The organism is Pseudomonas sp. 2024-210 (assembly GCF_045062345.1).
Classification (GTDB): Bacteria; Pseudomonadota; Gammaproteobacteria; order Pseudomonadales; family Pseudomonadaceae; genus Aquipseudomonas.
Genome location: NZ_JBJGEJ010000028.1, coordinates 1 through 25,861, shown reverse-complemented (window position 1 = coordinate 25,861; position 25,861 = coordinate 1). Strand labels below are relative to the sequence as shown.

Sequence of the window (25,861 nt, the reverse complement as noted above, 5' to 3'; positions counted from 1 at the left end):
CACCACCGCCCACAGCGTGGCGCAGGTGTGCCGCACACAGCCGCAGTACGGCGAAAAGTCCATTCTTGAGCACTACATCAAGGCCATTGGCAACGCCCGCGACTACGTGTACATGGAAAACCAGTATTTCCGTTACAGCGACTTTGCCAAGCGCTTGAGCACCATCGCCAAAACCCGCAAAACCCGGGGCGCAAAGGGCGACATCTACCTGTTCGTAGTCACCAACACACCCGACACAAAGACCGCCTCGGGCACCACCTATGAAATGCTTCAGGCGCTGGGTCAGGAACAGCTCATGCCCCAGGTCCAACGGGATCTGGCCCAAAGCCTGACGGACCATCTGGAAGACATTGAGCACCTTAAAAACAACCCGCCTTTTCAGCCCTACCAGCTTCCCGCCCACCAGGAGAAAATCCAGAAACTGCAAGCCAAGGTCGATACCTTGCTTGAGCAGGGCATCACCCCTGAAGTGGGTAAACGACTGGACGGCCTGAGCCCGGAACAGATCGCCGAACTGGCCGCCAAAACGGATGCGGACAAAAAGCCGTACGAACTCAGGGAAATCCCCGGCCTGAAAATCATCATTGCGACCCTCGCCACCAGCGACCCGGCTCCGGGCAGTGCACCGCCTTTGCCCATGTCGGCCGAGACTGAAGCACAGCTCAACGCCCCAGTGATCAAAGCCGATATAAAAACATCTACGTGCATTCAAAACTGCTGTTGGTGGATGACGTTTATACCTTGCTCAGCTCCGCCAATATCAATATCCGCAGTATGCACAGCGACTCGGAATTGGGGATTGCGCATCCTCATTCGTTTCTGGGATACGACCCCCCCCTTTACAGCTGCGTTAACTGTTGACTGATGAGAACTATTGACAAGCTCATATTTTTTTGTGCTTAACCATTGGAGGCGCAGTCATGGCTCAACAAAGTACCTTTGAATGCACACAAGAGAAAGATCATCTTCCACTCCTCGACCCCCTTGCTGACGCTTGGTACCGAGAAGCTGTAGGCTTGGCCAAAACAGACACAATCAAACCTTGGGGCCATATCATCGCCCTCTACAATAAAGCCATAGAACGCGGCCATTGGAAGGCTATGCATAATCTAGCCGAACTGTATCGCACCGGCTGGCCAGGAAGTATTGAAAAGGACAGCCAAAAAGCCATAAGCCTTTACCAACTCATGATTAACGACGGCATTCCACAGGGGTTCTACGATATGGGGGCAATGATTGGAAATGGCAGCGGCATTAAAAACATCGCCACAGATGGGCTTAACTATCTCATCAAAGCCGCCCAACTAGGCAATCCCTCCGCACTGACTGAGTTAGGAAAAACTTATATCTTTGAAGCTAACCAGGATGCATTAGGTCTTCAGTACTACCAGTGCGCCGCACGCCAAGGTTACTCAGAGGCAAACAACAGGCTTGGCTCATATTATGAAAACGTAGCCAGCAACTTTCCTCTCGCACTTCGATACTATCAAATTGCCGTATCACAAGGAAATGCACGTGCTGCACTCACTTTGACACAGGTGTTCAAAGACAATTCTCCGCCTCACAAAGCGCTTTGGTACACCCCTGATGAGGCACAACATATGTTATATCGAAGCCTTCGCAATCAATTGATTAAAGACCCGGACTTACGCTTCTCCACCCTAATGAAAGACCACCCGCTCCCGCCCCATCCAACCCAGGGTTATGACGCAGACAGACCGGGCTGGAAGCCTGAGCAATAGCGGCTCTAAAAGCGACTCACAACAAACTAATCCAAACGCGCACTTAAACACCAGAGCGTCTATCCAGACGCAATAACCCATTACATTCTCCCGCGAAAGTCTATGAAAACCAACTTCCTCTTTTATATTCTGCATTTAGCCATGAGCATAATAATCATTATGTTTATTCCATTACCCTCAATGATGGGCATGGCGTTTTGCGCAGCTATTGCGGCACTCATTCCAATGCTAATCGCTGGACGACATCAAAAAAACCTCAAGCTAATCAGCCAAAACTGGATTTCCACTCTAGGATGTTCTGTTTTTATGGGTGTGGTGATCACCGCCCTCTTCACAGCCAAAGCCTTTGTTTACGTCCTTGCCATCAGCATTACGGGGTCACCTCATGCAACCGATGGTTTACAGATAGGGGAACTGGTCGCCATGTGGCTATTCACCTCTGTTGCCGCAACAGCCTGTGTTTTCTTTGCCTATGACTTTATTAGGGCGCTACGCAAAAACAGGAATTGATATCCCATTACCCATCCGACAATTTTATCCTCCATCGCCACCCTAATAAAAAAGAGAGCGACACTGATGCCTACCAAGACTCTGTTTGTGATTCTTTACACTGCATTGGTGATCGCAGCCAATTATTACATCACGTCCGGCATGATCACTGACACAGCATTAAGCGCGGCCTGCACGATACTGATCCCGGTACTTTTATTTCGCCACGAGCGAAAATATTTCGTATCCCTTAAAAACAACTGGGGCTCGACAGCGGGGATTTCTTTATTGCTGGGCTGTATTTTTGCCGCAGTCTACACAGTGGAATTTTATTTCCATAACGTGACCATCATCATTTTTGGTGTGCCCTTAGCCACTCTTTACAAGGCCATGGCCCGCCTGTTTGCGTTTTTATTCACCCTTTCATTTGCCATAAACATCTGCGTATTGGTTTTATACGACCTCTTCAGAATCAAGCCCTCCTCCACCCTGTAAATATCCCGACCACGGGTGCTTTTACATGCGCCTTCCCACTCACATGTGCAGCCGTAATGCGTGCCGTGTGTATAACGCTAATGACTAACAACAATAAATACTATGAACGACTTGAATCCATTACATGCTGTTTTAGACCATTCACAACGCTTGCGTCAGGTAGTTGACCGATTGGGTTATTCCAGCCCCGAAACGACGTGGCGTGGCTGGCACGTGGCGCATTGTTTTAACTGCCAGCAGGGTCATGTGATTTCTACGCCCCCGTCTGCTCTGCTGCGGGCTAATGTGACGGGCTGCAAACAGTGTGCCGGGGAAGCGCGCTTGCAGGCAGTCCATCAGGCTGCACAATCGGTGGGGGCAACGTGCCTGTCGACTCGATGGGAGGGCGAGCAAGCGCTGTATTCGTTCAAATGCAGTTGTGGGCACCTGTGGCAACGCAGGGGGCGCCATGTTGCCAAATCTCCTGCCTGCCCTTTATGCATGCGTCGTGCCCACAGCCATCGCCTGCGTCTGCAAGACGGAATGGACAAGATTCGTCAGGCCGCTGCCGCGCGCGGTGGCGAATGTTTGGCCCACGTGTATGAAAATAGTGCTCACTTTTACCCTTTTCGTTGCGCCAGGGGCCACGAGTGGAACGCTCAAGGTCATGAGGTGTTGCGCGGCAGCTGGTGCAAGCGGTGTTCCTGGTTGCAAAGAAGCGAACAATACCTGATGCCCAATGGCCTCGAACGACTGCACGCCATAGCCGCCAGCCACGGCGGCGAATGCTTGAGTCAAGGCGCCTACCGAGGCGTGGGTGAGCGTTATGGCTTCCGTTGCAAACAAGGCCATGAGTGGCAAGCATTGGGCAAGCGTGTAGTACGTGGCGGCTGGTGCCCTCTTTGCGCAAACGATAAAAAGCGCCTGACCCTTGAGACGGCGCAAGCCGATGCCAGAAAAAGAGGCGGTCAATGTTTGTCGACCGCTTACACCAATAATTCGACGCCCATGGAATGGGTCTGCCACCGGGGCCATTTTTGGAGAGCTGCGCTGGCGACGATTCGCAGCAACCACTGGTGCCCTCAGTGCGCCATCATTGCGCGCATCACCAATCCTAAATCCAAGGCCCGCTTGCGCTATGGGCTTGCGGCCTAAACACAGGTGTATTCAACACCCTGAATTCAAGCCTTGCCGACCGACGAGGCAGGCGTAGAATTGTCGGTTTTGTGCGTTAAATACTGTGGATACTCGCTTGTGAATTCAGTCACACATAACTTGCCTTCCAGCGGCGCCAGCCGGGTGACCCGGGTCACAAACGAGGTGCGCGCCCTGTTGGCGCTGGCGTTGCCCATCATCGTCTCTCAAGTCGCCACTACCGCGATGGGTTTTGTCGATGCCGTCATGGCGGGACGTGTCGGGCCGCGCGATCTGGCGGCTGTAGCACTGGGCAATTCCATCTGGATACCGGTGTTTCTGTTGATGTCAGGCATCTTGCTCGCAACTACACCCAAGGTCGCTCAGCGCTTTGGCGCTGACACCCACAGTGATATTGGCCCCATCGTACGCCAGGCCCTCTGGCTGGCGGTGATGACCGGGTTATGCGCAGCGTTTGTGTTAATTGGCGCAGAGCCGCTGCTGCATGCGATGAACGTCGCCCCTGACTTGATTGCGCCGTGCATGGGCTACTTGCACGGCATTGCCAGCGGAATGCCTGCCGTAGGCCTGTATTGCGTGTTGCGTAACTTCAGTGATGGCTTGGGCAAAACCCGGCCCAGCATGGTACTCGGCCTCTGCGCGCTAGCCCTGAACATCCCGCTCAATTACATCTTCATTTACGGGCATTTTGGCGTACCGGCCATGGGTGGCGTGGGCTGCGGATGGGCGACGGCCATTGTCATGTGGTTTATGGCGCTGGGCATGGTGGTGTGGACTGTTCGCGGTAGGGTTTATCAGTCGAGCAAGGTGTACAGCCGCTTTGAATGGCCGCAATGGGCAATTATCAAGCGGTTGCTCAGTGTGGGCCTGCCCATCGGCATCGCGGTTTTTGCCGAATCCAGCATTTTTGCCGTGATTGCGCTGCTGATCGGTAGTTTGGGGGCTACCGTTGTGGCGGGCCATCAGATTGCCCTGAACTTCAGCTCGATGGTGTTTATGATTCCATATTCGCTGAGCATGGCGATCACCGTGCGTGTAGGCCAGGCATTGGGACGCGGTCAGCCCAGAGAGGCGCGCTTTGTCGCCGGTGCAGGCATGGGCACGGCGTTGGTATGGGCGTGCATTTCTGCAAGCCTGATTGTGATGCTGCGGGGGCACATTGCGACGGTGTATACCGCCGACCCAAGGGTGATTGAAGTGGCGAGCATGCTGTTGTTGTTTGCTGCGCTGTATCAGTTTTCCGATGTCATTCAAGTGACCGCTGCCGGCGCGCTACGCGGTTATCAGGATACCCGCATGACCATGATCCTGACGCTGTTTGCCTATTGGGGCATAGGCTTGCCGGTAGGTTACGCGCTGGGATTAACTGACTGGCTTGGCCAGGGCAATGGCCCAAGTGGACTGTGGCAAGGTTTGATTGTAGGCCTGACCTGCGCTGCGCTGATGCTGGGCCTACGCCTTATGCGCACGACTAAAAAACGGATAAGGTCCGCTTGATTCGTCATGTTCAAGAGGTTCTGTGTGCCTATTTGGTCTGAATCGAGACGACTGTCGGTGCTGTGCCGTTATACTTCCGTCTTTTTTGTGAAGGGCGACGGCACGTGGCAAACAAACGGTACAGCTGCATTGGTTTATACAACCCCAAATCACCGGAAAACGTCGGTTCGGTGATGCGCGCGGCTGGTTGCTATAGCGTGGCGTCAGTGTTTTACACCGGCAAGCGCTATGAACGCGCCCGTGATTTCATCACCGATACCAAGAAAGTCCATCAGGACATCCCCCTGATTGGCATTGATGACCTCAAAAAGATCATTCCTCTGGGCTGCATTCCAGTCGCGGTCGAGATGGTTGAAGGAGCGCGCTCACTGCCTGAGTACACTCACCCGGATCGCGCGATCTATATTTTCGGTCCCGAAGACGGCTCGCTGGGCAAAGACGTGCTGGAGTGGTGCGAAGACGTTATTTATATCCCGACCAATGGCTGCATGAATCTCGCAGCCACGGTCAATGTGGTGCTGTACGACCGATTGGCCAAAGGTAACAACACCCGCTCCGGCCCTAAATTCGGCTGAATTACACCTTGTCTTTGTTCTGCTGGCTGGCGCTCCAGTCCACCAGCAGGCTATAGGCGATGGCCAGTAAGGTGGGCCCGATAAAAAGGCCGATAAAGCCAAACGCGATCAATCCGCCGAATACTCCCAGCAAGACAATAACCAAGGGCAAGTTGCCACCTCGACTGATCAGGTAAGGCTTAAGCACGTTGTCGACACCGCTGATGATCAGCGTGCCCCAAATGCCCAGGAAAATGGCCATCCCGTATTGGCCTTTCCAGACCAGCCATGCAGTGGCCGGAATCCAGATCAGCGGCGGCCCCATGGGAATCAGGCTCAGCAAAAATGTGGCCAGCCCCAGCACCAGGGCACCCGGTACGCCGGCAATCAGAAAGCCGATCAGCGCCAGCAAAGCTTGTGCAGCGGCCGTACCGATAACACCATTGACGACACGCTGGACCGTGCCAGCCACCAAATCCTGGTAGTAATCAGCACGCTCGCCGATCAGTCGTTCCAGCAGCCCGTGCACAAAGGCGGCCAGACGCGGGCCGTCACGGTAGAAGAAGAAGACAAAAACAATGCTGAGCGTCAGCTCCAGAATGCCGCCACCAATTTGCGCACTGCGCGCCAGTAACCAGTTACCCACCTGCCCCAGATAAGGCTTGATGGTCACCAATAAGGCGGCGCCCTGCTCGTCGATGGTGTCCCACATGCTCACCAAACGTTCGCCAATCAACGGAATACCGGCCAACCATGCCGGCGCCTCAGGCAAACCTTCGAGCTGTACATCCTTGGCAAAGGTGGTGGCGTCGCGCACATGGTCTGCCAGGTTGAACCCCAGCCACACCAGCGGCCCGGCCACCAGCAGCATCCAGCCTAACGTCAGGATGCCCGCCGCCAATGACTCACGGCCCCTGAGGGCGCGTGTCAGCAAGCGCATCAAGGGCCAGCTGGCAAACGCCAGCACCGCGCCCCAGAACAAAGCCGACCAAAACGGTGCCATCACCCACAGACTGGCACCAAACAACACCAGAAGCAGAATCTGCACCAGCAGGCGATCGTTATTGAGCATGTGTATTCCGCACAAAATACAACGTGAAATAAGAGACGACGGCTACCCCAAGTGTAGCCGTGGTAGCTGTTTGACTAGCGCAGCAACTCGATATGCAAGCCATTGGCTTGACTGTTGCCCAGTTCCATACGAGCGGCCCGTACACCTTTGTTGATCAGTGCATCCCGCCATGCTGAGGCTTGGCTACCGGTCAAACTGACTCTAGAAGTGGTATCAAGGTTCAATGCGCGTGAAATCAGGGTCAGCCACTGTGCATCCGGCTCACCCGTGAGTTTAGGTAAGTCCAGTTCGCCCGTGCTTTTCAACTGACGCTGCAAGGTGGCCGAGGTAGGCAACAGCTCACCAAGGTCGGTGCTCGCCTGCATTTGTTCGACATGCAAATAGGCTTTGCGGTTGCCCCGATTGATGCCGTACAAGGCAACCAGCTGGTTCTGCTCGGGGGCAGCCCGACGCAACAACAAATAGGTTTGCTGCTCATCTGAACCCGTCAGTTTTGAGTTACCGAACACCTCATTTGCCCATAGGCTGCTTTCACCACAATCCCGCGCCTGGCACCAGAACAGCAATTCTGCGCCTTGTGCTTGCAGGGCTTCACGCGCAGCCGTGAATGCTTCGGTTGCACTGTGTTCAGCAGGCAATTCGTAAGTCACTGCGGTGGTCTGACCGCGGGTGTTGAGCTGTGCTTCAAAGCGCAATCGACCACTGATTTTGCGAATCGAACCCAACGGGTAAATACGTTCTACATCAGGGCGAACGATGTAATCGACGATTTGTGCGTCGGCCAGGCGCGGCACACCCGGCAAGTCATGGCTGCCGGGAATATCGGCGGCCCACAGTAAAGGACTTGAACAGGCCAAACCCAACGCCAGGATAAGGCGGGCAGTATGCTTCATCGGCGCATGCCACGCAGCGGTGACATGTCATTGTGCATCCATGCGATAGAGACCGGATGGCCTTTCGAGGTCGCAGCGGTATAGAGATCTATCATGGTTGTCTCCTATTTCAACCCGCCAAGCCTCGGCAGTTGGTTGCCGCAAGTCAAGGAGCAGCGAAGAACCGATTGAAACAGTCTGCAACAAGGATGGCGCCCGCCTCGTCATTCAGGTGCAAATGATGCCCCCCGGGCAACCGTTCAAAGGTGAAGGGTAGACGATCCAGCAACTCGGGATGATCAATCAACATGCCCTGCTCAGCCACGACCAATGTCGTCGGGCACGCCACTCGCTGAACAAATGACATGGCCTGCTCGTCAGTCAGGCGCACAGGCGACGGCAAGGTCAGGCGACTGTCACTGCGCCAGCTATAGCCCCCGGGCACGGGCATCAGCCCACGCTGGGCCAAAAGCTCTGCGGCTTCTCGACTGACCGCAACCATGCCTTTCATCCGCGCTTCAATCGCCCGCTCCAGTGTTGGGTGCACCGATTTGCGCTTGTTTTGGAGGTCAAGCTGCGCTTGCAGAGCTTTGCCCATTTGCCGGGCTGCATCCTCTGCGGGGCCGCTACGCAGCAAAATGCCGTCAATCAGTGCCAGGTGCGTGATGCGCTCGGGGAAAGCGCCAGCAATGACCACTGACACAATCGCTCCCAACGAATGTCCCAATAGAGCAAAGCGCTTCCAGCCCAATTGCTCTGCCACGCGCAACACATCAAAGGCATAGTCCGCTAGCGCATAGCCTGCTCCACTCGGCCGGTGATCCGAATGACCATGCCCGGCGAAGTCCAGTGCGACGATACGTAGCCCCTCAAGCCTGGGTGCCAAGCGCGCAAAGCTGTTGGCGTTGTCCAGCCAGCCATGCAGGGCTATGACCGGCAACCCGTCTTCGGGGCCGAAAATATGCGCGGCAAGCTCGATATGCGGAAGGCTCAAGCGGATTTCTTCAACCACAAAACTCATGCAATAGGCTCTTTAATGTCCAGAATGACGAAGCGCCCAGCGGGCAAAAATCTCTTTGAGCAAGGTCGCGGTGTCATGGGGTCGCTCCAGCGGGAACATATGCCCGCCCGGCACACTCATTGACTCGCCGTTGCGCATGCGCGCTACGGCCTTGGCATGATGGCGCATGACCACACGACTCTCTCGGCCGGAGACCACTGTCAAAGGTACTTGCAGATGGCGTGCACTGCCGGGACTGGTGTGAGGAACACCCCGGTAGATGTTAATTTCTGTTGCCGGGTCAAAGCGCAAGCGCAAGCAATCTTCGACCGGATGCAGACCATGCGCCAGATATGCCTCAAAACACTCGGGGTCGAAACTGCGAAACAGCGACTTGCTGGCAAAGTATTCCCTGGCCGCTGCGTGATCGGCAAACTCCTCACGACGCCCCAAGGTACGCCCGGCAGGGGTCAGACGGTCGATAAAACCAAATCGCTTGGCGGCTCGAATCACCCACTGGTCCATCAAGCTCAACACCGGTGAGTCCAGCATGACCACACCTTTGTACAAATGCGGACAGCGCAAAGCCGCATGCAGGTGCAGCATCCCGCCCATTGAATGGCCTACACCCAACACAGGGCCACTTTGCTGTTGCAGATGAAAAATCAGCTCATCCACCAGATTGTGCCAATTGTTGTCTACTGGAAAACGTGGATCATGCCCGTGCAGAGGTAGATGAGTAACCGAGAAGTCCGGAGCGAGGGCATCAAATAATTTACCGTAGGTGGCCGATGGAAAACCGTTGGCGTGGGCGAAAAAAACCTGCCTAGACATACAAGGCGTCCAAATATAGGAATACGCCATATTGTCTGCAGGAACCCCCCTTATAACAACTCATAGATACGCCATGAGTGACGCCACTCCGGCCACGGCTAGACCACTATCACCTCGCAGGCGGCGCGTCACCTAACGGCACGATCGCTATGGTCAGTCGCGAAATGCAGTTGAGTTTACCGCTGTCGTCTGTCAGACGAATGTCCCACACATGGGTAGTGCGCCCCATATGAACTGGCCGCGCGACCGCACTGACCCGACCGCTGCGCACGCCGCGCAGGTGGTTTGCGTTGACCTCAAGTCCCACGCAATAAAACTTTTGGGCATCGATGCACAGGTAACTGGCCATCGAACCCAAGGTTTCAGCCAGAACCACGGAAGCACCGCCATGCAGCAAACCGAAAGGCTGGTGGGTGCGATGGTCAACCACCATGCTTGCCGTGATTGACTCATCGTCGTACGCATCGAACGTGATATCGAGCACGTCGCAAATGGTGTTTTTACGCATCGCGTTGAGGTGTGCCAAATCGGGCACGCGTGTCCACATACTCATGGGGCATTCCTTGGTCAGAGAGTGCTGGGGGCTATATGACCTGAACTATGTTTCACACCGCGCCCTTTGTGCAACCGCCCTGTACTGGAACCTGTTTTTACTTCCTGAGAGCGTGTCAGGGATTAACCACACTCAGAAGCGTCATGCTGCCGGCCAGAGGCCACTCACCTTCAAGTTCTGCAAGGCTGGCTGTTTTCATGGGCTGCGGCTGACGCATATGACCGAATTGAAGCAGGCTGATCAGGTCGCCCACGAAAGGCTGGTGACTCACCAAAAGAAGATGCCCATCATCAGGTAGTTGACTGGCGGCATATTTGGGTTCGCTGTCTGGCGTCAGCCACAGCACGGTTTTCAACTCCCCCCTAAACCCCAGCACTTCACAGACCAGCGCGGCGGTTTGCTGCGCCCGCACATAGGGACTGACCCAGATGCGATCCAGTGGCTTGCCCAGTAGTTGAGCCGCACTGCACCGCACCTGTTCACACCCTCGAGCAGTCAGTTCGCGCTCAGCATCTCGCCGGGCGTATGGCTCGGCTTCTCCGTGACGTAAAACCCATAGTTTCATGGCTTGCTCTCGGTGCTGGCCACATACGGTGCCCCACCTTCTGGTGCACGCGCAGTCGGCCAATCAGCAAACGGCCACGGCTTTTGCTCGGTGTGAAAGCTGCCAAAGCGGCCAATTTGCGCGAGGTATTGGCTAAGACTGTCGCCAAAGTTCATCAGCCCGCCATTGGGCGCACCATAGACCAGTCGGAATATCAGTTGCACCAGCACCAGGCCGCCAAGCACCAACTGTGCGACTTGCCAGACCAGGAGGAAGACCAGCATCCAGAGCACACGCAAAACAATGGACTCGTACTTCGGTGCATTTTTAGAATCATTCATGTGCTGCTCCTTCGTTTAGTTAAAACCACTGGGAGAGATAAAGTCGACATCGGTCTTGGGTTCGGCGCGCATCAGTAACTCAATGACCTGCGCGAGTGTGCGGCCTTCAAAAAGGACTGCGTGTAAGCCGGCAACCAGTGGCATGTAAACATTCAATTCCTGCGCCTTCACCTTGAGCACTTTGAGCGTGTTGACACCCTCGGCAACTTCACCCAAACGCGTGACAGCTTCTTCAAGACTCAAGCCCTGCCCCAAGGCATAACCCACTTGATAATTACGGCTTTTGGGGGACGAACAGGTCACTATCAAATCACCGACACCTGCCAGCCCCAAAAAAGTCATCGGATTGGCCCCCTGGCTGACCGCAAAGCGGGTCATTTCTGCAAGCGCGCGGGTAATCAGCATACTCTTGGTGTTTTCACCCATCCCCAACGCCACGGCCATGCCGGCCATAATCGCGTAGACGTTTTTTAACGCCCCGCCCAACTCCACGCCAAAACGGTCAGCACTGGCGTATACCCGGAAAGTACGGCCATGCAGTGCCGCTTGGACACGGGTGCACAGCGCTTCATCGGCGCTGGCCACGACGGTCGCTGTCAGTGCATGTTCCGCCACCTCACGCGCCAGATTAGGCCCGGACAGAACGCCGATTCGGGCTTGCGGAGCTATTTCCTCAAGGATTTCACTCATCAGTTTGAAACTGTGTGGTTCAATCCCTTTGGTCAGGCTGACCAGCATTTTTCCGCTCAAGCGCTCGGCATGTTCGGCCAGCACATTGCGCAAGGCGCTGGAAGGTAACGCCACAAAACACAGATCACAGTCATCGAGTGTCGCTTGCAGGTCTGTAACCGGCTCAACATCGGGATGAATTTTGATGCCTTTAAGGTAACGGGGATTTTCTCGATTAAGCCGGATCGCCTCGGCCTGCTCGGGATCGCGCATCCACTGGCGTACGCGATGACCATTTTCTGCCAGCAAGTTGGCCACGGCAGTGCCAAAGCTTCCGCCTCCCAAGACCGCAATAGCGCGCTGTTCAGTCATCTGTAGTCCCGTCATTTGTCTAGCGGTTGGCAATGGCGGCATTATACGGAGCACATCCTGCAAGGCGAGAGTTTGAACGTTTCAGATACCGGAAAATGAAGCGTGATGGCTGGAAAAGCGAGTCAGCTCAGTTAACATACTGCCGGCAACTTAAAAGAATGAGGCAGCCGTCCTGCCCACGAAATTGGCTGACTTCATCGTCAAGGATGAGCGAACACATGGGCAATACATCCGGGGCCATGCGCAAGACAAACGGAGCGCTGTGTTAATGATCGCTCGCCGCCGCTGGGGCATACACACCCGCACACAAATGATGAGCCTCGGGCCGGCGCTTCTACTGACGTTGCTGTTGATCAGTTTTTTTACCTTTGTACGCATTCAAGACTTGCGTCAGGAGATGAATCACACTGGCCAATTGATAGCCAACCAGTTGGCACCTGCCACTGAATACGGGGTAATCACCGGTAACGCACAAGTTCTGGATACCCTGGTAAAAGCCTCGCTAAACACACCGCATGTACAGTTTGTGCAGGTACAGGACCGTAACAACAACGTACTGGTCCATGCTGAACAACCGGTATCACCTGAAGATCAAGCCACACCGACAGAAGTCTTTCAGGCCCCCGTTCGTTTGCAAAGAAATGCCGCTGGCAATGCTTTTGTATTGAGCAACCGGCAGGCTTCGGCTCCGGACGAGGATTACTTGGGTAAGGTGCGGGTGGGCATGTCCAACCAAGCATTCAGCAAGCGCCAGCAAGAAATCCTGCTGAAAGCCGTGATTCTGGCGCTTTTTGCACTTGGCTTTACCTATCTACTTGCCCGGCGCCTGGCTTCCAACCTGTCCAGACCCATCATGGCCATGAGCAACGCAGTCAATGCCATCCAGCGAGGCGACTACAAAACGCCCTTGCCTGTGGTCGATGATGGCGAATTAGGCAGTCTGGCCCAACATATCAATAATTTGGCCGACGGCCTGGCCAAAGCCAGCCGCGAGCAACAATCCGCTATTGCTCAATTGATTCAGGCACGTGAAGAAGCGGAACGCGCCAACAGCGCGAAAACTGACTTTCTGGCAATGATGAGTCACGAATTACGCACCCCGATGAATGGCGTTCTAGGGATGCTTCAGTTAATGGAAACCACTGAAATGACTGAGGAGCAGGCCGAGTACGCTGCCCTTGCCTCGGAATCGACCGAACACCTGCTAAAAGTCATCAACGACATCCTCGACTTCTCGAGAATCGAACGTTCGGCACTCGAACTCGAAAACATTCCGTTCAATCTCGCAGACCTGGTCAGCAACTGTGCTCAGGCGTTTCATCACACCGCCGGGCAACGCGGCTTGCAGCTGCAGTTAGTCATCCCCGAGGGGTTGAACAAGCTGCACGTTCTGGGTGACCCCACCCGTATTCGGCAAATCCTGGTCAATCTGATCGGCAATGCCTTGAAGTTTACCGAGCAGGGTCAGATCAGCATCGAGCCGCACTGGCAGCCGCTGGACCATGAGTTGATCTGGTTTACCTGTACGGTGCGCGACAGTGGCATTGGCATCAGTACCGACAAGCTCGAATCTATGTTTAACGCATTCCAGCAAGCAGACAGCTCCATTTCGCGCCGCTATGGCGGGACCGGGCTGGGGCTGCCCATCGCGCGTACGCTGGCAGAGCGCATGGGTGGCACTCTGCATGCCAAAAGTGAAACAGCTCAAGGCTCCGTGTTCACCCTGGAAATTCCGCTGGAGCTTCATCACTCTGCGCCTTTGAACAACGGACCCGATCTGACGGCGCAGGCAAGACAAATGGCGGGCCGCATCATCCTGCTGGTCGAAGACAATCGGGTCAATCAAACCGTTATTGAGGCTGTACTGGTAGGACTGGGATACGAGGTATGCGTGGTCAGTGATGGCGCCCAGGCAATTCACCGCGCCAACACTGACCGCTACGCCGCCATTTTGATGGATTGCCGGCTACCGATCATTGATGGTTATGAAGCCACCCGGCAGATCCGTCAATTACCAGGCTGCGCGACTGTTCCAATCATCGCCCTGACCGCCAACGCTTTACAGGGGGATAGAGAAGCTTGCCTGGAAGCCGGAATGAACGATTACCTCGCCAAGCCGTTCAAACGGGCGGATCTTGAAGAAATTCTGCAACGCTGGGTCCAGTGATTTATGGCTAATTACTGGCGTTAAATACAAAAGTGCGGCAGTCTTAGGCACCCTGATGGGCCCCTGAACCGGCCTGATTTAAATTTTCAGTGAACAAGTGTACATTCTTGTCCTTGACGCTGTGACTTTCACTACAACGCAATAGTCTATGTGTAGGCTGGCGAACTGATACATGAACGTTTCAGTTGGTCGGGAAGAATTGCCCCACCTGCCGCATGGGATTATTGAGGAGCTCGCATGACCAAACAAAACGCCTTTACTCGGGAAGATCTGCTGCGCTGTAGCCGCGGCGAACTTTTTGGCCCGGGTAACGCGCAACTGCCCGCCCCTAACATGCTGATGGTCGATCGCATTACCCATATCAGTGACGAGGGTGGCAAGTACGGCAAAGGTGAATTGGTCGCCGAGCTGGATATCAATCCAGACCTGTGGTTCTTTGCTTGCCACTTTGAAGGCGATCCAGTCATGCCGGGCTGCCTGGGCCTTGATGCCATGTGGCAGCTGGTCGGCTTTTTCCTCGGCTGGCAAGGCTTGCCGGGCCGCGGTCGCGCACTGGGTTCAGGCGAAGTGAAGTTTTTCGGCCAAGTGTTGCCAACCGCTAAAAAGATCACCTACAACATTCATATCAAACGCGTCCTGCGCGGCAAGCTGAACCTGGCCATTGCCGATGGTTCGGTGAGCGTAGATGGTCGCGAGATCTATACCGCCGAAGGCCTTCGAGTCGGCGTTTTTACTTCCACTGAAAACTTCTAAGGGTTATCCGCATGCGTCGCGTCGTTATCACTGGTCTGGGCATCGTTTCGTGCTTGGGCAATGACAAAGAGACCGTCTCCGCTAACCTGCGTGCAAGTCGACCTGGCATCCGATTCAATCCGGAATATGCTGAAATGGGTCTGCGTAGCCAGGTTTCCGGCTCCATTGACCTGCCTCTCGAAGAACTGATCGATCGCAAGATTTATCGCTTCGTCGGCCATGCAGCGGCTTACGCCTATCTGGCCATGAAAGACGCCATTACTGATTCGGGTCTGACCGAGGAGCAAGTCTCCAACCCGCGTACTGGCCTGATCGCCGGTTCCGGCGGCGCATCGACCTTGAACCAGATGGAAGCGCTGGACATCCTGCGTGAAAAAGGCGTCAAGCGTGTAGGTCCGTACCGTGTAACGCGGACCATGGGCAGCACCGTTTCCGCCTGCCTGGCCACGCCCTTCAAGATCAAGGGCGTGAACTACTCGATCTCTTCCGCCTGCGCCACCAGTGCTCACTGCATCGGCACCGCAGTTGAACAAATCCAGCTGGGCAAACAGGACATCGTTTTTGCCGGCGGCGGCGAAGAAGAACATTGGAGCCAATCGTTCCTGTTCGACGCCATGGGCGCCCTGTCCACTCAATATAACGACACGCCTGAAAAAGCATCCCGTGCATATGACAAAAACCGTGACGGTTTTGTTATTGCCGGTGGTGGCGGCATGGTTGTCGTTGAAGAACTGGAACACGCTCTGGCTCGCGGCGCCAAAATCTACGCTGAGATCGTTGGCTACGGCGCCACGTCTGACGGCTATGACATGGTAGCTCCAAGCGGCGAAGGCGCTATCCGCTGCATGCAGATGGCAATGGCAACAGTTGATGGCCCGATCGATTACCTCAACACCCACGGCACTTCTACTCCGGTAGGCGACGCCAAGGAAATGGAAGGTGTTCGTGCGGTGTTCGGTGACAAAGCCCCTGCAATCAGCTCGACTAAAAGCCTGTCGGGTCACTCGCTGGGCGCCGCAGGCGTTCACGAAGCGATCTACTGCTTGCTGATGATGGAAGGCAACTTCATTGCCGGTTCTGCCAACATCGAAGAGCTGGATCCGGTTGTAGCCGATATGCCGATCCTGACCAAAACTCGCGAAGACGTCACGTTGAACAACGTGATGAGCAACAGCTTCGGTTTCGGCGGCACTAACGCCACTCTGGTACTGAAGCGCTGGACTGGCCAATAAGCCGTCCGTTCGCGACATAAAAAAAGCCCCGAGAATTCGGGGCTTTTTTTGTCTGTAAGAAACCGGTTAGCGCTGCTTGGGCAGCACGGACACAAAATTATCCTTGGCTACTTTATGGGCGACGCTTTCAGTCAGAGCATCGAGAAAGGGATCAAAACTCTTTAATTCCTCACCCAGTTTGTCAAAGCGGCCTACCACATCTGACCCCAGCATAAATCGCTCCGGGAAGCGCTCTACCAGCGCGACCCATTCAGGCCTGGCCTTACCGTTTTCATCCAGCAGATACGGCGTGAGCATGCTCCAGGAAAGGTCTATATACAGGTTAGGGTATTTAGCCAATAGACGTGTCAGCTCGGGCAGCAAGAACGGCATTTGCGTCTGGTGCCGATGAATTTCAGCGCTGGTGCCCGCATGTGCCCAAATGAATCGGGTATCAGGATGCAGGGTCAGCGGCTCCTCAATCTCGGCCAGATACAGCGGATTGCGCTCTCGCTTGGAGGTAATGTTGGAATGCACTAAAACGGGTAAATCATGCTTCGCGGCCAGCGCGTAGACCTTGCTCAGCGCTTCATTGTTGGCGCGCGGAGTATCACCGGAAATGAGGGCCGTCAGGTCGTCATGGCGCGTGAAGACTTCACCGATGCCCTGCCACAACCCAGGATCCAGATCGAGCATGCGCTGTATGTGAGCCGCCGAGTTTTTGTCATTTGGATTAAACCCTGACAGAAACGGATGAAAATGCTTGCTCTGCTCTGCAGTCAACTGCCTGACAGCCGTCGCAACCCATACATCCGTTGCGCTATACCAATAGGCATCAGCATCGTCGCCGGCATAATAACGAGGACGCTTGGGCTCGTCCTCGTGCCATTTTTTGGCGACCGGAATACCGGAAATCATCACATGATCAATGCGATTCCTGGCCATGACCTGAAGTAACGTACTCATGCCCTCGGTTTCCTGGAAGAAATCGACGTAGTGAAGGTGGGCATCGCTGTAGGCATAGTCCCTGGCTTGAACCCATGCACTTGCAGTCAACAGCGCCAAAGCCAGCACAGAGTGTTTCAATCGCACCTTAACTCTCCTCTCCCGTAGTCTCTGTAGACCTGCGGCGAGGCTTACAGGTTCAGCAAGCGATCAAAGGGAACGCACAACGCGCAACATGCTCTATAAAGATCAGGACCTTTATCTCTGCCACTGTGAGGTTTGCCATGACTGTTACCGTAAATACCGTGTCTCACGACAGCTTTCGCCACAGCATCAAGATCGACGAGCACGAAGTGTTCACTGATTTGCCCAAAACAATGGGCGGCGAAAGCTCGGCCCCCTCTCCCCATGATTATTTCGATGCCGCTCTGGGCGCGTGCAAAGCACTGACGGTCAAGCTCTATGCGCAAAAGAAGGACATTCCGTTGACCGGAGTCACAGTGGAAGTCAAACACGACGCCACTGAGGAGCAGCAGGGCAAATACGCGCTGCATGTCAAACTGACACTTAAAGGCGTTTTGACCGATGCTCAACGCGATGAACTGCACAGAGTGGCTGATAAGTGTCCTGTTCATAAACTGATGACTACCGCCGATATCACCATCGAGACTCATCTATCTGAAGGTGCTTTCAGTCAGTAATCCAGAAACAGGGTCATAAGGCGTTGGGTTATGCTCAACGCTTCTCCTCTGCCGGTACTGCACGATGGATTCCTTGACCGTGATTCGCCCCCGAGCTGAAGAAGTCGAAGGCCAATCGATCCTACGCCCCCTGCCCACAGCCAAATGCCGCAGCGTTGGGCCTTTCGTATTTTTCGATCATATGCTTCTAACACGCTATGGGCCTGGCCAAGGGATGAATATTCGGCAGCATCCACATATCGGCCTGTCGACGCTGACCTATTTATTTGAAGGGCAGCTGCTGCACAAGGACAGCTTGGGCTCGGACCAGCTCGTCAGCCCTGGCGAAGTCAGCTGGATGACGGCAGGTGCGGCGATCGCCCATGTTGAACGAACGCCCAGCGCGCTGAGGGCTCAAGGCTCAACCTTACATGGGCTGCAAGTGTGGCTGGCCTCCCCCATAAAAGATGAACAAGGTTCCGGGCTGTACAGCCATCACACGGCCGACAGCTTGCCCGTCAGTGACAGCTCAGGTGTCCAGATTCGTCTGATCGCAGGTACCGGGTTTGGACTGACCGCCCCTGTACCCGTACTCTCGCCCACCCTGTATGCCGAAGTACATATGCAGACAGCCACCACGCTCCTAATTCCGACGGAACATCCTGAGCGCGCGCTTTATGTACTGGAAGGTGATGTTCGACTGGATGGCCAAGCTATCGAGCCCCACTGCCTTGTGCTTCTGCCTACCGAGCAGCAGGCTACAGTGTTCGCAGAGCGGGATTGCCACCTGGTATTGATTGGAGGCGCTGCGCTGGACGGCCCGAGGCGCATGAACTGGAACTTTGTTGCCAGTAGTCCGGCGCTGATAGATCAGGCCAGAGCGCGCTGGGCGGCAGGCGATTGGCCGACCGTTCCTGGTGAAAACGGTCGGATTGAACTGCCATGAGTGCTTGCCGCAGCTCGTTATTTTTACAGAACCATTGCCGCCACCCAGCCAAAGGCCAGTAACGGCAAGTTGTAGTGCAGGAACGTAGGCACGACGGTATCCCATATATGGTGATGCTGGCCGTCAATGTTCAGGCCGGAGGTCGGTCCCAAGGTAGAGTCAGACGCAGGTGAACCCGCGTCACCCAAGGCCCCTGCGGTTCCGACGATACAAACAATGGCCATCGGGCTAAACCCAAGCTGCACACACAAGGGAACAAAAATAGCCGCCAAAATGGGCACAGTCGAAAACGACGAACCGATGCCCATGGTCACCAGTAGCCCGACCAACAACATCAAGAGTGCGCCAATTCCTTTGTTGTGGTTTATCCAGCCGGCGGATGCTTCCACCAGAGACTTAACTTCACCCGTTGCCTTCATCACCTCAGCAAAACCTGAGGCCGCGATCATGATAAAACCAATCATGGCCATCATTTTCATACCTTCGGTGAACAGGTCGTCGGTCTCACGCCAGCGCACAATTCCTGAAGCCGAGAAAATCAAAAAACCCGCCAGAGCGCCGATGATCATCGAACCCAGCCACAGCTGGATGATAAACGCGGCGGCAATGGCAACTCCGGCCACGATCAATGTCAGCGGGTTATACCTGACCGCTACCTGCTCGACCTGCTCAATTTTGGCCAAGTCATACTCGCGTTTTTTGCGATAGCTGATAAATACGGCTACCAACAAGCCAAACAACATGCCCAACGCAGGAATGGCCATCGCATGGGTGACATTGACCTGGCTGACATCCACTCCGCTATTGCGCACGTTCGCGAGCAAAATTTGATTGAGGAAGATATTGCCAAAGCCCACGGGTAAAAACATATACGGCGTGATCAGGCCAAATGTCATCACACAGGCGACCAAACGGCGGTCAATTTTTAGCTTGGTCAACACATAAAGCAGAGGTGGAACCAACAAAGGGATAAATGCGATATGGATCGGCAAGATGTTTTGCGAGCAAATCGCAACCACCAGCAATAAGCCAATCAAAAGCCATTTGATCCGATTGCCACCGGCAGCTTGCTGCTTGTTGACCATGACCAGGGCTTTATCGGCCAGGGCATGGGCCAGACCTGATTTAGCGATGGCGACTGCGAAAGCTCCCAACATGGCGTATGACAACGCGACTTGAGCACCACCGCCAAGCCCGCTATTGAACGCATTGAGCGTTGCTTCAACGCCTAATCCGCCCACGAGACCGCCAACGACAGCCCCTACGATAAGAGCGATCACCACATGCACACGGGAAAGGCTAAGCACAAGCATGATGCCGACCGCTGCAATTACTGCATTCATCTTTACAACCTCATAGAGCGCACCACGATAAACACCGTAAAGCGGGAAATTCCGGACGCAGGACTGCTGTTTCAGTCGCCGGTTCTGAAGGAAGGACATATTTGAGGGCGAACACTTTGCAGCAGCATGAACGCCTTGTCAAAGTGAAGCCTTAAGACCTCCACAGCCCGTCCCACCAAGAGCCCTGACCCTTGTATTTCACAGGTTTAAGTATTTGATCGAAGATGAATGCAGACGCTTAAAAAGTAGAGATCGCAGTAAAGAAAAACCGTTGGCAGCCGCTAACAGTCAAAGCCTCTATTTAGGATGTCTCCATGTCGATCAGACAGCTTTCCATCCAGTGGAAAATCTCCCTCCTCTCCGGACTTTGCCTACTCAGTATCGTAGCTTTGCTGGTTGGACTTTCGCTTTATCGCATGGATTACACAACCCAACTTGTAGAAGCTTCGAGTACACAGATGCTCAATGAATCGGCCAAGGCGCGCATTGAAGCCCAAGGTGAAGCTCAGGCGCTGGCAATCAGTCGTCAGTTTATGGATGCCTATCAATACGGCAATGGTTTCGCACGCCAGGTCCTGTTTTTACGTGAGCAATCGGAAAAGCGTTTTCTGGATGCCTTTGACCTGCGTGAAGACCTTACCCGTCAGGTAAAGGCAGCATTACAAGCTAACCCTGATTTGCTGGGCTTGTCCCTAGTGTTTGAAGCCAACGCATTGGATAGCAAGGATGCGTTGTTTGACCATCAAAAAGAGCTGGGCAGCAATGATAAAGGCCGCTTTTCCCTCTATTGGTCGCAACCCACGCCCGGCAAGCTGACCTCGACGGCATTGCCGGAAGCCGATCTAGCTGACACCAGCACCGGCCCCAGTGGGCAAGCTAATAACTCGTGGTTCACTTGCCCTCGAGAAACACTTAAGCCATGCATTATCGAGCCATATTTCTACGAGATCGATGGTCAAAATGTATTGATGACCAGCATCGTTTTTCCACTGCTGGTTAATGGCAAGCTGATCGCTTCGCTTTCGGTTGATATCAACCTCAATAGCCTGCAAGCCATTAGCAAACTGGCGAGTCAAAAGCTTTATGACGGGCAAACCAATGTCAGCATTGTCAGTTCGGCAGGCATATTGGCAGGCTTCAGCAAGGATGCAAGCAAACTGGCACAACGCCTTGATCAAGTAGACGTCGATGATGGCGCACAACTGATAAAACTGATGGCCACTGGTAATCAGCCGCAAAGCCTGCATGCGCATGAACGTCTTAAGATACTAACTCCATTTAACCCCATTCCCGGCAGCAAGCCATGGGGCGTATTGCTGGACGTGCCTGAAAAAGTGCTGGTTGGTCCTGCGCAAGCGTTGCAAGCTGAACTAGAAACTCGTAATCGCGGCGGCGCCCTCATTGAACTGAGTCTGGGGTCGCTTGCAGCGATCATCGGCTTGCTACTGATATGGCTGATGGCTCGCAGCGTCACACGCCCGATTCTGGGCGTTGCCCATATGCTGGAAGATATTGCCAGCGGTGAAGGCGATCTGACACGACGCCTGGCCTATGACAAAAAAGACGAGTTGGGCCAATTGGCCGGCTGGTTCAACCGCTTCCTCGACAAGTTACAACCCGTCATTGCTGAGGTAAAACGCTCAGTGCAGGATGCTCGCAACACAGCTGATCAGTCAGCAGCCATCGCCAGCCAGACCAGCGCAGGCATGGAGCAGCAATACCGCCAGGTTGATCAGGCTGCCACCGCATCCCATGAAATGAGTGCCACTGCACAAGATGTTGCCCGCAGCGCGGCCCAAGCTGCTCAGGCTGCGCGGGACGCAGACCAAGCTACTCGCCAAGGACTGACCATCATTGATCGCACCACATCCAGCATCGATGTTCTGGCCGCTGACATGAGCGTGGCCATGACTCAAGTACAAGGACTGGCGGCCAATAGTGAGAAAATCGGTTCGGTACTGGAAGTCATTCGTGCCATCGCCGAGCAAACCAATTTACTGGCATTGAATGCTGCCATTGAAGCGGCGCGTGCAGGTGAAGCCGGCCGAGGTTTTGCGGTGGTGGCCGACGAAGTTCGCAACCTGGCCCGCCGAACACAAGAGTCGGTCGAAGAAACCCGGCAAGTGATCGAACAGTTGCAAGTGGGCACTCAGGAAGTCGTCAGCTCAATGAGCAATAGCCATCGCCAAGCCCAAGGCAGCGTTGAGCAAGTAAGTCAGGCGGTAACGGCTCTGCAACAGATCGGTGAAGCCGTCACTGTGATTACGGACATGAACCTGCAGATTGCCAGCGCCGCGGAAGAACAAAGTGCAGTGGCCGAAGAGATCAACAGCAATGTGGCCACTATCCGCGATGTTACGGAGTCATTGTCCGAGCAGGCCAACGAATCTGCACGGGTCAGTCAATCACTGAATACTCTGGCGAATCAACAGCAGACTTTGATGGATCAGTTTCGCGTCTAGGCTATTCGCTCCGGCTGAACGGTGACTGGCCTCGTATGACCCGTCACCGTTATCGGACGCGTACCTGCAATTTAATCAATACTGACAACCCGCCCAGTGCCCCTGTAGACAGTTGCATCTCCCCTCCCCACGCTTCAACGACATCCCTCACAATGCCCAATCCCAAACCATGACCACTGGTTTGCTCGTCCAGCCGGGTTCCTCGGGTGAACACTTGATCTCGCTCTGATTCAGGAATACCAGGGCCATCATCTTGTACTTCGATCTCAAACTCGTTCTCTCTCTGGGCTATTCTTAGCTCAACCTGAGAGTCTGCCCATTTGCAGGCGTTATCCAATAAATTACCGAGCAATTCGAGCATGTCCTCACGATCCCATGGCATGTTAAGCCCAGGAGGGACATTAAATTTTAGATCGAGATGCTCGCCGTAAATCATGCCGAGGGTAGCCATCAAGCCTGGGAGTTCAGCATCTGCTTCAAAGTGAGCGCCTGGAAGCGCATCCCCCGCCAAACGAGCACGATTCAGTTCGCGACTCATGCGTTGTTGTATGGATTCAAGTTGTTCGCTCAGGGTGTTCTGGATCTGGGGGTAATCAGCAAGGCGTGGATCTTTCGCCAGACTGAACAACACTGCTAATGGCGTTTTTAATGCGTGCCCCAAATTGCCAATGGCATTACGCGAGCGTTTCAAGTTGTCTTCGGTGTGAATCAACAAGTGATTTATCTGCGTCACTAACGGCTCAAGCTCCCGAGGAACCTGTTCATCAAGCTGAGAACGTTGCCCCGCCTGTAATTGAACTATCTGTTTGCGAGCGGTTTCCAAAGGCCTTAAGGCCGTTCGTACCGTTAACCGTTGGAGGAGCAAGATCACGATCAGAGCAACTACCCAGATGCTTAAACCCACTCGCTGAACTTGCTGGAAGCTTTTTCGAATGGGTGTGTAGTCCTGAGCCACTGTGATGGAGACCGTTTGGCCAAAGCGCTGATAATTGCTGTTTAAAACAAGCAACATCTGGCCATCCGGCCCAGGTTCCAGCGCTCGATCCAACCCGGGGTGGCTGGGTTGAGGTAATTGAGCATCCCACAACGAGCGGGAACGCCAATGCGTATCACCGAAGGCAATACTGAAATAATGGCCTGAAAAAGGCCGCTGATAGGCAGGAGATATTCGACGCTCATCCAACTGTAAGCCTTGAGGCGTTCGGCTCAACGCAATCAACAGATTTTCGCTGTCGTTTTGCAAACCTGATTCCAAATAGCGCTGAAGACCGTTTTCAAATAACCAGATACTGACTTGCCCCACCACTAGGCCGGCAATCAACAGAGCACTGATTAAACCCAGACTCAAACGCCGCTGAATGGACTTCACTGCTCGCCAGCGCCAAATATATACCCTTGCCCACGGCGTGTTTCTATCACCGCTCGCCCGAGTTTGCGTCGCAAGTGATTCACATGGACTTCCAGAACGTTAGAGTCGCGCTCCGTCTCACCGTCGTAAAGATGTTCTGCTAAATGACTCTTGGAAAGAATTTGTTGAGGGTGCAGCATAAAATAACGCAGAAGGCGAAACTCGGAAGAGGTCAATTGCACTTCTTCGCCTTCATTGATTGCGCATTGACGCGATTCATCGAGTTGAAGGCCCGCAGACTTCAAAAGCGGTTGATTCACCTGCCCGTGAGATCGCCGCAATAACGCCTGCACACGCAGTTGCAGTTCTTCAGGATGAAAAGGTTTGGTGACATAGTCATCAGCACCGGCTTTAAGACCGTCAATGCGCTCTGACCAAGAACTTCGCGCGGTTAAAACGAGCACCGGTATAGACAGACCTTCAGCCCGCCACTGCTTAAGCAAATCGATTCCAGACAGTCCCGGCAGCCCCAGATCAAGAATAATTAAATCATACGGCTCACTTTTACCCTGATAAAGAGCATCACGCCCATCGGCCAACCAATCCACCGCGTAACCCTGGCGAGACAGACTCGCCATCAGCTGGTCAGCCAAGGGAACGTGATCCTCTACCAACAGCAGCCTCATTAATCATCTTCCTCATCTTTGAGCAAACGGCCATTACTGGCATCAAGCTTTATTTCACGCACAATTCCAGCCGACGTTAACAACTCGACTTCATACACATAAACATCGTGCTTTTCCTCCAGCTCGGCCTCCAAAAGCTTGGAACCCGGGTAACGCTGCAGAACCTGTTGCAGGAGTTGTTCCAATGGCAAAATTGCGCCTCTCTGACGTAAACGCAAGGCCTCGTCCTGCCCTAAATCACGTGCAGAGGCCAAAGAGCAGAATACACAAAGCATCAGCGCAGCAACCCTGCCAACTCGCACATTCACTGTCATCACTTGTCTCGCTGGCCTCCGCTTGATCGCCTGCTTCCAGTATCGCAAAGATTTGATCATAGAGATGCAGGCTTAAGTGAAACTGAATTTGCTAACCTGATAACGGCGCGTCCATAAGGGCGAATTCCGCACGTATGGGGTTAGCTGCTAAACTGCAGGCCTGCATTCGTCCCTTAGGCGATAGCCATCTATTCAAGAGCAATCAACACTGTGGAAATTTTCAAAGAGTTCACCTTCGAATCGGCGCATAAATTACCTTACGTATCGGCAGGCCATAAATGCGGCCGATTGCACGGTCATTCGTTTAAGGTTGCAATTCACTTAAGCGGTGACGTTGATCCTGCTACGGGCTGGATTCGTGATTTCTCGGAAATAAAAGCCATTTTCAAACCGCTTTACGAGCTACTTGATCATAACTATTTGAACGACATCCCTGGACTGGAAAACCCGACCAGCGAAGTTTTGGCAAAGTGGATTTGGCAACAACTCAAGCCACTGCTTCCAGAACTGTCTGCAATTCGCATCCATGAAACCTGCACAAGTGGCTGTATTTATTACGGTGATTAAGAACTATCCGCAAAAAACCACCTAATGAGGTGGTTTTTTTGTATTTAAGTATCGAGCAACGCCAAAATAATTGACCTTACGTGACGCATGAAATCCTTTACAGATGCCAACCACCTGACAAAAGTCGAGAACTTCTACTAAGGTTTTTTCGCGCACAAAAACAAACCCCCTGTCTGCGTGAGCAGACAGGGGGTTTGGAATTTAATCTTGACGATGACCTACTCTCACATGGGGAAACCCCACACTACCATCGGCGATGCATCGTTTCACT

The 25,861-nt window shown here is 54.0% G+C and carries 26 protein-coding genes and 2 pseudogenes; 15 read left to right on the top strand and 13 right to left on the bottom strand.

Annotated features, from left to right (window positions below; genetic code table 11):
* From ACI7MX_RS22530 to ACI7MX_RS22500, 7 genes and pseudogenes are all read left to right on the top strand, one after another.
* A pseudogene (locus ACI7MX_RS22530) lies at positions 1-813 on the top strand (hypothetical protein); the annotation flags it as partial.
* A 107-nt stretch (positions 814-920) separates the two neighbouring features.
* Positions 921-1,742, top strand: coding sequence for a tetratricopeptide repeat protein (locus tag ACI7MX_RS22525; protein ID WP_405591778.1), 822 nt, complete (start codon positions 921-923; stop codon positions 1,740-1,742).
* Between the two features lie 102 nt (positions 1,743-1,844).
* A complete protein-coding gene (locus tag ACI7MX_RS22520; RefSeq protein WP_405591775.1) occupies positions 1,845-2,252 on the top strand; it encodes a hypothetical protein in 408 nt (135 codons plus the stop codon).
* 66 nt (positions 2,253-2,318) lie between these two features.
* Positions 2,319-2,726, top strand: a complete 408-nt coding sequence (locus tag ACI7MX_RS22515; RefSeq protein WP_405591772.1) for a hypothetical protein — start codon at positions 2,319-2,321, stop codon at positions 2,724-2,726.
* Between the two features lie 102 nt (positions 2,727-2,828).
* Complete coding sequence (locus ACI7MX_RS22510) at positions 2,829-3,860, top strand: hypothetical protein (protein ID WP_405591769.1); 1,032 nt, start codon at positions 2,829-2,831, stop codon at positions 3,858-3,860.
* Between the two features lie 99 nt (positions 3,861-3,959).
* Positions 3,960-5,357: an MATE family efflux transporter gene (locus tag ACI7MX_RS22505; RefSeq protein ID WP_405591766.1), complete on the top strand. Its 1,398-nt coding sequence runs from the start codon at positions 3,960-3,962 to the stop codon at positions 5,355-5,357.
* A 104-nt stretch (positions 5,358-5,461) separates the two neighbouring features.
* On the top strand, positions 5,462-5,932 hold the full coding sequence (locus ACI7MX_RS22500) for an RNA methyltransferase (RefSeq protein ID WP_060696952.1): 471 nt from the start codon (positions 5,462-5,464) through the stop codon (positions 5,930-5,932).
* Position 5,933: 1 nt separating this feature from the next.
* Here the strand turns inward: ACI7MX_RS22500 and ACI7MX_RS22495 are convergent, their stop codons facing one another.
* The 8 genes from ACI7MX_RS22495 to ACI7MX_RS22460 all read right to left on the bottom strand — a co-directional run bounded on the left by ACI7MX_RS22495 (position 5,934) and on the right by ACI7MX_RS22460 (position 12,168).
* Entirely contained in the window at positions 5,934-6,983 is a 1,050-nt protein-coding gene (locus ACI7MX_RS22495) for an AI-2E family transporter (protein WP_405591762.1), read from the bottom strand.
* Between the two features lie 74 nt (positions 6,984-7,057).
* Positions 7,058-7,876 carry a DUF4892 domain-containing protein gene (locus ACI7MX_RS22490; RefSeq protein ID WP_405591759.1) on the bottom strand — a complete coding sequence of 273 codons (819 nt, stop codon included), beginning with the start codon at positions 7,874-7,876 and terminating at the stop codon, positions 7,058-7,060.
* Positions 7,877-8,021: 145 nt separating this feature from the next.
* The gene (locus tag ACI7MX_RS22485; RefSeq protein ID WP_314490932.1) at positions 8,022-8,876 is read right to left on the bottom strand and encodes an alpha/beta hydrolase; all 855 of its coding nucleotides are present in this window, start codon (positions 8,874-8,876) and stop codon (positions 8,022-8,024) included.
* A gap of 12 nt (positions 8,877-8,888) precedes the next feature.
* Complete coding sequence (locus tag ACI7MX_RS22480; RefSeq protein ID WP_314490930.1) at positions 8,889-9,689, bottom strand: alpha/beta hydrolase; 801 nt, start codon at positions 9,687-9,689, stop codon at positions 8,889-8,891.
* 109 nt (positions 9,690-9,798) lie between these two features.
* The gene (locus ACI7MX_RS22475; RefSeq protein ID WP_314490926.1) at positions 9,799-10,242 is read right to left on the bottom strand and encodes a hotdog fold thioesterase; all 444 of its coding nucleotides are present in this window, start codon (positions 10,240-10,242) and stop codon (positions 9,799-9,801) included.
* 115 nt (positions 10,243-10,357) lie between these two features.
* Positions 10,358-10,807, bottom strand: a complete 450-nt coding sequence (gene sixA, locus ACI7MX_RS22470) for a phosphohistidine phosphatase SixA (RefSeq protein WP_314490922.1) — start codon at positions 10,805-10,807, stop codon at positions 10,358-10,360.
* Entirely contained in the window at positions 10,804-11,127 is a 324-nt protein-coding gene (locus tag ACI7MX_RS22465; protein WP_405591753.1) for a DUF4389 domain-containing protein, read from the bottom strand. Before ACI7MX_RS22465 ends, sixA begins: the two co-directional genes overlap by 4 nt.
* Positions 11,128-11,142: 15 nt before the next feature.
* Complete coding sequence (locus ACI7MX_RS22460) at positions 11,143-12,168, bottom strand: NAD(P)H-dependent glycerol-3-phosphate dehydrogenase (RefSeq protein WP_314490916.1); 1,026 nt, start codon at positions 12,166-12,168, stop codon at positions 11,143-11,145.
* Between the two features lie 268 nt (positions 12,169-12,436).
* Here ACI7MX_RS22460 and ACI7MX_RS22455 point away from each other — a divergent pair, with 268 nt between their 5' ends.
* The 3 genes from ACI7MX_RS22455 to fabB all read left to right on the top strand — a co-directional run bounded on the left by ACI7MX_RS22455 (position 12,437) and on the right by fabB (position 16,320).
* Positions 12,437-14,335 carry an ATP-binding protein gene (locus ACI7MX_RS22455; RefSeq protein ID WP_314490913.1) on the top strand — a complete coding sequence of 633 codons (1,899 nt, stop codon included), beginning with the start codon at positions 12,437-12,439 and terminating at the stop codon, positions 14,333-14,335.
* A 237-nt stretch (positions 14,336-14,572) separates the two neighbouring features.
* Positions 14,573-15,088, top strand: a complete 516-nt coding sequence (gene fabA, locus ACI7MX_RS22450; protein ID WP_122783886.1) for a 3-hydroxyacyl-[acyl-carrier-protein] dehydratase FabA — start codon at positions 14,573-14,575, stop codon at positions 15,086-15,088.
* An 11-nt stretch (positions 15,089-15,099) separates the two neighbouring features.
* On the top strand, positions 15,100-16,320 hold the full coding sequence (fabB, locus tag ACI7MX_RS22445) for a beta-ketoacyl-ACP synthase I (RefSeq protein WP_122783887.1): 1,221 nt from the start codon (positions 15,100-15,102) through the stop codon (positions 16,318-16,320).
* Between the two features lie 66 nt (positions 16,321-16,386).
* Here the strand turns inward: fabB and ACI7MX_RS22440 are convergent, their stop codons facing one another.
* The gene (locus ACI7MX_RS22440) at positions 16,387-17,370 is read right to left on the bottom strand and encodes an amidohydrolase family protein (RefSeq protein WP_405591784.1); all 984 of its coding nucleotides are present in this window, start codon (positions 17,368-17,370) and stop codon (positions 16,387-16,389) included.
* A 158-nt stretch (positions 17,371-17,528) separates the two neighbouring features.
* On the opposite strand from ACI7MX_RS22440, the gene ACI7MX_RS22435 reads away from it, so the two are divergent.
* Together ACI7MX_RS22435 and ACI7MX_RS22430 are read left to right on the top strand one after the other, a co-directional pair.
* On the top strand, positions 17,529-17,945 hold the full coding sequence (locus tag ACI7MX_RS22435) for an OsmC family protein (RefSeq protein ID WP_405591748.1): 417 nt from the start codon (positions 17,529-17,531) through the stop codon (positions 17,943-17,945).
* Positions 17,946-18,009: 64 nt separating this feature from the next.
* Positions 18,010-18,870: a pirin family protein gene (locus tag ACI7MX_RS22430; RefSeq protein ID WP_405591745.1), complete on the top strand. Its 861-nt coding sequence runs from the start codon at positions 18,010-18,012 to the stop codon at positions 18,868-18,870.
* Positions 18,871-18,893: 23 nt separating this feature from the next.
* Here ACI7MX_RS22430 and ACI7MX_RS22425 read toward each other — a convergent pair whose 3' ends face one another.
* Complete coding sequence (locus ACI7MX_RS22425; protein ID WP_314492250.1) at positions 18,894-20,213, bottom strand: Na+/H+ antiporter NhaC family protein; 1,320 nt, start codon at positions 20,211-20,213, stop codon at positions 18,894-18,896.
* A 314-nt stretch (positions 20,214-20,527) separates the two neighbouring features.
* Here ACI7MX_RS22425 and ACI7MX_RS22420 point away from each other — a divergent pair.
* Both ACI7MX_RS22420 and ACI7MX_RS22415 read left to right on the top strand, forming a co-directional pair.
* Positions 20,528-21,817, top strand: a pseudogene (locus ACI7MX_RS22420) (HAMP domain-containing protein); the annotation flags it as partial.
* Between the two features lie 102 nt (positions 21,818-21,919).
* Positions 21,920-22,675 carry a methyl-accepting chemotaxis protein gene (locus ACI7MX_RS22415; protein WP_405591781.1) on the top strand — a complete coding sequence of 252 codons (756 nt, stop codon included), beginning with the start codon at positions 21,920-21,922 and terminating at the stop codon, positions 22,673-22,675.
* 49 nt (positions 22,676-22,724) lie between these two features.
* Here the strand turns inward: ACI7MX_RS22415 and ACI7MX_RS22410 are convergent, their stop codons facing one another.
* From ACI7MX_RS22410 to ACI7MX_RS22400, 3 genes are read right to left on the bottom strand one after another with little or no spacing between them, the layout of a single operon-like run.
* Positions 22,725-24,044 carry an ATP-binding protein gene (locus tag ACI7MX_RS22410; RefSeq protein ID WP_405591741.1) on the bottom strand — a complete coding sequence of 440 codons (1,320 nt, stop codon included), beginning with the start codon at positions 24,042-24,044 and terminating at the stop codon, positions 22,725-22,727.
* Positions 24,041-24,709: a response regulator transcription factor gene (locus ACI7MX_RS22405; RefSeq protein WP_405591738.1), complete on the bottom strand. Its 669-nt coding sequence runs from the start codon at positions 24,707-24,709 to the stop codon at positions 24,041-24,043. The genes ACI7MX_RS22410 and ACI7MX_RS22405 overlap by 4 nt, the downstream gene beginning before the upstream one ends.
* A complete protein-coding gene (locus tag ACI7MX_RS22400; protein ID WP_314492261.1) occupies positions 24,709-25,023 on the bottom strand; it encodes a PepSY domain-containing protein in 315 nt (104 codons plus the stop codon). The genes ACI7MX_RS22405 and ACI7MX_RS22400 overlap by 1 nt, the downstream gene beginning before the upstream one ends.
* Before the next feature lie 210 nt (positions 25,024-25,233).
* On the opposite strand from ACI7MX_RS22400, the gene queD reads away from it, so the two are divergent.
* Positions 25,234-25,590: a 6-carboxytetrahydropterin synthase QueD gene (gene queD / locus ACI7MX_RS22395; RefSeq protein WP_314492264.1), complete on the top strand. Its 357-nt coding sequence runs from the start codon at positions 25,234-25,236 to the stop codon at positions 25,588-25,590.
* The last annotated feature ends 271 nt before the right edge of the window (positions 25,591-25,861 follow it).